Raw genomic sequence first — 6,728 nt, forward strand, 5'->3', positions numbered from 1 at the left:
GGGCTTCTATCCTAACAGGCAGCGGCGGTGCCGAGACTGAGAAGTTCTCGGGCGTGGGTGAGTGCGGCATCCGAATCGGTCAATCCGGACAGGAGTCTGGCCATCTCGGCCTCGCGATCTGCGCCCTCCAGACGGCGCACACTGGATGCCGTGACCGCGCCATCGCTGGATTTCACGACCGACAGATGGTTTCCGGCGAAGGCCGCGACCTGGGCGAGATGCGTGACGGCGATGACTTGAGATCGTTCGGACAGTCGGGCGAGTCGCCGCCCGACTTCGATCGCCGCGGCTCCCCCGATGCCGGCATCCACCTCGTCGAAGACGAACGTCGGAACCGGATCCGTGCCGGCGATCACGACCTCGATCGCCAGCATCACGCGGGACAGCTCGCCGCCGGACGCTCCGCGTGCGACGGGGCGGGGTTCGGCGCCGGGGTGCGGCGCGAGCAGGATCGCGACGTCGTCGCGCCCATGAGCGCTCTCCGCGCCAGGCGTGACGGCGACCTCGAGTCTGGCATCGGGCATGGCCAACGCGTGGAGCTCCTCGGACACCGCAGCCCCCAGACGTCCAGCGGCCTCCGCGCGCGCAGCGGTGAGTCCCTCGGCCGCCGCATCGAGCGCCGTCCGCGCGGCGGTGCGCTCGGCTTCGAGCCGTTCGACGCGGCTGCTGTCGTCCTCCAGCTCGGCGAGGCGAGCGGAACCCGTCTCCCAGAGCGTCAGCGCGTCGTCGAGCGAGCCGTGCGCGCGCACCAGTGCGCCGAGTGCCGCGCGGCGCTCTTCCACGGCTGCCAGCTCGTGCGGTCCTGCCTCGTCCAGGTCGGCGAGATAGCCGGCCAGCTGGCCGGCGAGATCCGTCAGGCGATAGCCGACATCGGCGAGCGACTCGGCGACGGCGGACAGCACGGGGTCGGAGACCCGCTCGAGAAGCCGGCGGGCATCGGCCACGAGGCCGGCCGCATCGGGTTCATCGTCCTCGCTGGAGAGTGCGCCGTGCGCGAGGGCAGCCGCCTGCCTCAGCTCCTCGGCGTTCGCGAGTCGTTCGGCCCGCTCGGCGAGAGCCTCATCCTCGCCTGCCTCCGGCGACGTCGCCTCGATCAGGGCCAGTGCTTCGCGCAGGCGCGATGCCTCTTCGGCCCGCCGGTCGCGGTTCTCGGTGAGGTCGCGAAGATCGGCATCCGAGGCGCGCCAGGTCTCCCACGCCTCGGTGTAGGCGTGCAGCGCTGCGGACACGGGTTCGCCGGCGAAGCGATCGAGGGCGTTTCGCTGAGCGGCGGCGGACTTCAGCCGCAGCTGCTCCGACTGCCCGTGGACGACGACGAGCTGCTCGGCCAGGGCGGACAGAACGCCAGCGGGGGCCGCACGCCCGCCGACACTCGCGCGGCTGCGTCCCTCGGAGCTGAGCGTGCGCGAGACGTACAGCTCGGACTGGCCAGCTCCGACGGGTTCGAGCTCTCCCCCGGCATCCGTCACGATGTCGGCGACGGCGCCCTGCTCGGGGACGACCCAGACCCCGGCGACCGAGGCCTGCGCCGCTCCGGCGCGGACGGCGCCCGAGTCGGCGCGTTGCCCGAGCAGCAGGCCGAGGCCGGTGACGACCATCGTCTTGCCAGCGCCGGTCTCGCCGGTGATCGCGGTGAAGCCCATGCCGAGCGGCAGCACGGCGTCGGCGATGACGCCGAGGTGCTGCATCCGGATCTCCTCGATCATGCGGGAGCCTCCGTGCCGTTGCCTCGCCACCCCGCGACCGGGAGGCGGAACTTGCGGACGAGTCGGTCGGTGAACGCGGCCGGGTGCAGGCGCGCCAGCCGGACGGGTCGCGACGAGCGGCGCACGACCACGCGCGCGCCAGGGGGCAGTTCGTGCGAACGGCGACCGTCGCACCACAGGATGCCCGTGCCGCTCGTGCTCTCGAGCATCTCGATCGCGACGGACGCCTGTGGGCTGACGACGAGGGGCTTGGCGAACAGCGCGTGCGCCGACAGCGGCACGACCGCGATCGTCTCGACGCCGGGCCAGATCACCGGCCCCCCGGCGGAGAAGTTGTAGGCGGTCGATCCGGTGGGCGTCGAGATCACCATTCCGTCGCAGCCGTAACTGGTGAGGGGACGTCCGTCGATCTCGACGACGACCTCGATCATGCGCTCGCGACTGGCCTTCTCGACGGTCGCCTCGTTGAGCGCCCAGGTCTCGTAGACGACATCGCCGGCGACGTCCTTCACGCGGACGGCCAGCGCCATGCGCTCCTCGACCTCGTAGTCGCGCGCGATGACGCGTCTGACCGCATCGTCCATGTCGTCGCGCTCGATCTCGGCGAGGAAGCCGACGTGGCCCATGTTGATGCCGAGCACCGGCGCACCGCTGTCGCGGACCAGTTCGGCCGCACGCAGGATGGTCCCGTCGCCGCCGAGCACGATCGCGAGTTCGAGGTCGTCGACCGCGATGCCGTCGCCGAGGACCTCGACATCAGAGAACACCGGATCGACAGCGGCCAGCTCTGCGCGGTCATCGGCTGCGAGGACAGGGCGCGCGCCCGCGCCGCGCAGGGATTCGACGACTCGACGAGCTGCAGCGACCGTGTCCTCCCGGCCGGCGTGCGCGACGACCAGGATGTAGCGCTCGTTCATCGTCCTCCAGCCAGTTCGTCGATCTGCTTCGTCCATTCTGCCGGAGACGCCCCGCGGCCGGGCGCGATGTGGACAAGGTACTCGGCGTTGCCGTGGGTGCCGAGGAGCGGCGAGGGCAGGATTCCGTGCACGCCGAATCCGGCGTCCCATGCGCGCCAGAGCGTGCGCGCCACGGCATCCGCCCTGATGACCGGATTCGTGACGAGGCCGCCGCGCACAGCGGTGCGGCCGACCTCGAACTGCGGCTTGATGAGCAGGATCACATCGGAAGCGGATGCCGCGACCTGCGCGACCGCTCCGAACACGAGCTCGAGCGAGATGAAGGACAGGTCGCCGACGATGAGGTCAGGGGCGCGGGTCTCCCCCGTCGCTGCGGCTAGATTCTCGGGCGTCATGTGCCGAACGTTGTAGCCTTCGACGGCCGTGACGCCGGGGTCGGCCGCGATGACGGGCGCCAGCTGGTCGTGACCGACGTCGACCGCCAGAACGCGCTCCGCGCCGCGCTCGCGCAGCACCTGGGTGAACCCGCCGGTGGACGCGCCCATGTCGAGAGCGAGGCGCCCGGCGACGGGGACGTCGAAGCCGTCGAGCGCGGCGATCAGCTTGTGCGCCGCGCGGCTGACGTAGTGGTCGGCGCCGGCGACGGTGATCTCCGCGCTGTCGTCGACCGCGGTGGATGCCTTGATCACCGTGCGTCCTGCCACCTGGACGAGTCCGTCCGCGATGAGGGATGCCGCGTGCGTGCGGGAACGGGCGAGACCACGTGCCGCGAGGGCTGCGTCCAGGCGCGTCACCGTTCCGACGACTTCTCGCGCTGGTCGATCCGCGCGCCGGAGTCGAGCCGGCGCGACAGTTCGTCGTGCAGGCCCGCATAGGCGTCGGCGCGGGCCGCGAGCGGCTGACCCTCGATCAGGCGCAGGCGGCTCCAGAGACCGTCGGTCGGACCTGCCGTGCTGTCGTCGCTCACCCCATCAGCCTACGGCCGATGGAACGGATCCTCGTAGAGGCGCTCTGGCACCCGCAGGACGAAGATCGGCGTGCCGGATTCCCAGATCGCCAGAGCACCGGCGCGCAGCAGGTCGATCTGGCTCGTGCCGTCGGCGAGGATCTCGACGTCTCCGCCGTTCACGCGCACCGTCGAGTCACCGACCGTCACGGCGCCGTCCTTGCGAACGGCCTGCGGGTACGGCTCGTGCAGCTCGCGCAGATCCGACAGCACGAAGGTCGGCCGTGACCCCTCCGGTGCGGCGAGCACGTGCTTCGGACGATCGATGCCCGTGAGGACGAGGACCGAGTCGATCCCCGCACGGTTCGCGCCGAGGATGTCGGTGTCCAGGCGGTCGCCGATGAACAGCGTGCGCTGGCCGCCGAAGCGCGCGATCGCCTCTTCGAAGATCGGGACCTCTGGCTTTCCGGCGACCGTGGCGAGGCGACCGACCGCGGTGTGCACGGCCGAGACGAGGGTTCCGTTGCCGGGGGCGATGCCGCGTTCGCGCGGGATCGTCCAGTCGTTGTTCGTCGCGATCCAGGGAATCCCGCCCTCGTCCTCCGGCACCTTGAGCGCGAACGCGGCCTCGGCGAGGTCTGTCCACGCGACATCGGGCGCGAAGCCCTGCACGACGGCATCCGGCGCATCCGCGGCGCTGCGTGTGACGGTGTAGCCGGCCTTCTCCGCTTCGACCACGAGTCCCTCGCCACCCACGATGAGGAGCGTCGCCGGCGCGGGAACGATGGTCGACAGCAGGCGCATCGCCGCCTGCGGGCTGGTGACGACCTCTTGGGGTGCCACGGTGAGCCCCAGCTCGGTGAGGTGCTCGGCGACGGATGCGTCGGTGCGAGAGGCATTGTTCGTGATGTAGCCGAGGCGCCGCTCGCCGGCGACCGCGTTCAGACTGTCGACCGCATGCGGAAGCGCAGAAGGACCGGCGTACACGACACCGTCCAGGTCGGCCAGCACGACATCGATTCCGTTGAGAGGAGTGGGATGCTTCTTGGCGAACAGGCCCATCAGGCGCGGCCCTCTTCGTCCTCGCTCGTCTCGGAGTGGTCGCCGGTCTCGCCGAGGAGCTCGGCGACCTCCTGCTCGATCAGTTCGCGCTCGGTAGCAGCGGACTCGACGGGAGCATCCGAGGTCTCTATCTCAGCGTCACCCTCGGTCTCAGTCGCGCCTGCAGTCTCGACCGGCGTCTCATCCTCGACCTCGACCTCAGTCCGAACCAGAGTCTCAGCCTCAGCCGACACATGCTCCGGAGCCTCGTCATCCGACGGTTCCTCTGCCGGCGCGGCATCCTCGGATGCAGCGGACTCGTCCTCCGATTCCTCGGGGAACTCGCCTTCGATCAGGCTGTCCTCGACGATCAGCTCCTCGTCGCCCTCCTCATCGAGCCCGAGCGCTTCGAGGGCGACCTCGGCGCGCTGCGCCCAGAACTCGGCCTCTTCATTGCGCCCGAGGTCCTCGAGCACCGCAGCACGCGCGGCGAAGAGCGCAGGACTCCAGCTGAATGCACGGTCCGGATCGAGTTCGGGGATCTCGAGTTCGCCGAGCGCGAGTTCGGTCTCGCCGCGGTCGAGTCGTGCGCCCGACATCGCGATCGCCAGCGCGACGCGGACCTCGACCGGCAGAGACGATCGATCGACAGCGCGACCGGCCTCGAGCGCACGGTCGGGGCGACCGACACCACGTTCGCTGTCGACCATGAGTGCGATCTGGTCTTCCTTGCCGGAGATCCGACGGAAGGTGCGCAGCTCACGCAGCGCCAGCGCGAAGTCGCCGGTTGCATACGCCGTGATGCCCAGCGTCTCGCGAACGATCGCGATGCGGCCGGCGCGGCGAGATGCCGCAAGGGCGTGCTCGTGGGCGAGCACGGAGTCCTCGTCGATCAGCTTCGCCGCCATCGCGAGATGACGAGCCACCTGCTCGGCATTCTCCTTGCTCAGGGTCTTGAGCTCGTTGCGCGCGGCCGCCGGGAGATCGCGTGCAGTGACCTCGTCGGGAATGTCAGGACCCCGCTCGGGACGCGGACGGTCGTCGTAGGGGCGGTCGCTGCGCGGACGCTCAGCGCCACCGCGGGTCGGCCGTGGGCTGCGACCAAGGTCGTCGCGGCGCTTGTATCCGCCTTCGCGGCGATCGCCGTCACGCTTCTGGTAGCCACCGGAAGGACGTTCCCCGTCACGCTTCTGGTACCCACCAGAAGGACGATCGCCATCACGACGCTGGTAACCACCACCGTCACGGCGATCGCCGTCACGCTTCTGGTACCCACCAGAAGGACGATCGCCATCACGACGCTGGTAACCACCACCGTCACGACGGTCGCCGTCACGCTTCTGGTACCCACCGGAAGGACGGTCACCATCACGACGTTGGTAACCGGCAGACGGACGGTCCCCATCACGACGCGGTGCGGAATCCCGACGCTGGTACCCGCCATCACGGCTCTGGCCTCCGCCGGGACGGTCTCCGTCGCGACGCTGGTAACCGCCTTCGCGACGATCACCATCACGCTTTTGGTACCCGCCCGATGGGCGATCTCCGTCACGACGCGGCGCGGAATCGCGGCGCTGATATCCGCCATCACGGCCCTGACCTCCGCCGGGACGGTCTCCGTCACGGCGCGGGTAGCCACCCTCACGGCGGTCACCGTTCTGATACCTACCGGACGGACGCTCGCCATCACGACGAGGAGCCGAGTCGCGGCGCTGGTAGCCACCGTCGCGGCCCTGTCCACCGCTGGGTCGGTCGCCGTCACGGCGCGGCGCAGCGTCGCGGCGCTGGTAACCGCCCGAGGGGCGATCTCCATCACGGCGCGGAGCGCGGTCACGCGACGAGCTGCTGCCCTCACGATAGGTCGGTCGAGAAGAGGAGCGATCTGAGCGCGAATGATCGTTGCGGCCGCCCCCGGAGTTCGTGGAACGGTCGTCGTTGCTGCGTCGCGGGCGACGCTCTTCCTCATCCGGCATGATCCCTGCTCTCTTCAACTTCCTGTTAACGCAAAATGGCCACCCAACCTTGGGTGGCCATTTCACAGAAGAAGTCCGGCGGTGTCCTACTCTCCCACAGGGTCCCCCCTGCAGTACCATCGGCGCTGTGAGGCTTAGCTTCCGG

7 protein-coding genes and 1 rRNA gene are annotated in these 6,728 nt (G+C 69.9%); 1 reads left to right on the plus strand and 7 read right to left on the minus strand.

Going from position 1 to position 6,728, the window contains the following annotated elements:
- Window positions 1–11 precede the first annotated feature (11 nt).
- The 6 genes from recN to ACWAT3_RS16490 are packed head-to-tail and all read right to left on the minus strand — an operon-like array spanning window position 12 to window position 5,536.
- A complete protein-coding gene (recN, locus tag ACWAT3_RS16465) occupies window positions 12–1,706 on the minus strand; it encodes a DNA repair protein RecN (protein WP_460800144.1) in 1,695 nt (564 codons plus the stop codon).
- Window positions 1,703–2,623 carry an NAD kinase gene (locus tag ACWAT3_RS16470; RefSeq protein ID WP_460800145.1) on the minus strand — a complete coding sequence of 307 codons (921 nt, stop codon included), beginning with the start codon at window positions 2,621–2,623 and terminating at the stop codon, window positions 1,703–1,705. The genes recN and ACWAT3_RS16470 overlap by 4 nt, the downstream gene beginning before the upstream one ends.
- Window positions 2,620–3,417: a TlyA family RNA methyltransferase gene (locus ACWAT3_RS16475; protein WP_460800147.1), complete on the minus strand. Its 798-nt coding sequence runs from the start codon at window positions 3,415–3,417 to the stop codon at window positions 2,620–2,622. Before ACWAT3_RS16475 ends, ACWAT3_RS16470 begins: the two co-directional genes overlap by 4 nt.
- Window positions 3,414–3,590, minus strand: coding sequence for a hypothetical protein (locus ACWAT3_RS16480; RefSeq protein WP_460800149.1), 177 nt, complete (start codon window positions 3,588–3,590; stop codon window positions 3,414–3,416). The genes ACWAT3_RS16475 and ACWAT3_RS16480 overlap by 4 nt, the downstream gene beginning before the upstream one ends.
- A gap of 9 nt (window positions 3,591–3,599) precedes the next feature.
- Window positions 3,600–4,631: an HAD-IIA family hydrolase gene (locus tag ACWAT3_RS16485; protein WP_460800151.1), complete on the minus strand. Its 1,032-nt coding sequence runs from the start codon at window positions 4,629–4,631 to the stop codon at window positions 3,600–3,602.
- On the minus strand, window positions 4,631–5,536 hold the full coding sequence (locus tag ACWAT3_RS16490; protein ID WP_460800152.1) for a hypothetical protein: 906 nt from the start codon (window positions 5,534–5,536) through the stop codon (window positions 4,631–4,633). The genes ACWAT3_RS16485 and ACWAT3_RS16490 overlap by 1 nt, the downstream gene beginning before the upstream one ends.
- Here ACWAT3_RS16490 and ACWAT3_RS16495 point away from each other — a divergent pair.
- A complete protein-coding gene (locus ACWAT3_RS16495) occupies window positions 5,525–6,496 on the plus strand; it encodes a hypothetical protein (protein WP_460800153.1) in 972 nt (323 codons plus the stop codon). The genes ACWAT3_RS16490 and ACWAT3_RS16495 overlap by 12 nt on opposite strands.
- A 160-nt stretch (window positions 6,497–6,656) precedes the next feature.
- Here ACWAT3_RS16495 and rrf read toward each other — a convergent pair.
- Window positions 6,657–6,728 (minus strand): 5S ribosomal RNA (gene rrf, locus ACWAT3_RS16500); the annotation flags it as partial.

Source organism: Microbacterium sp. GXF0217 (genome assembly GCF_054798195.1).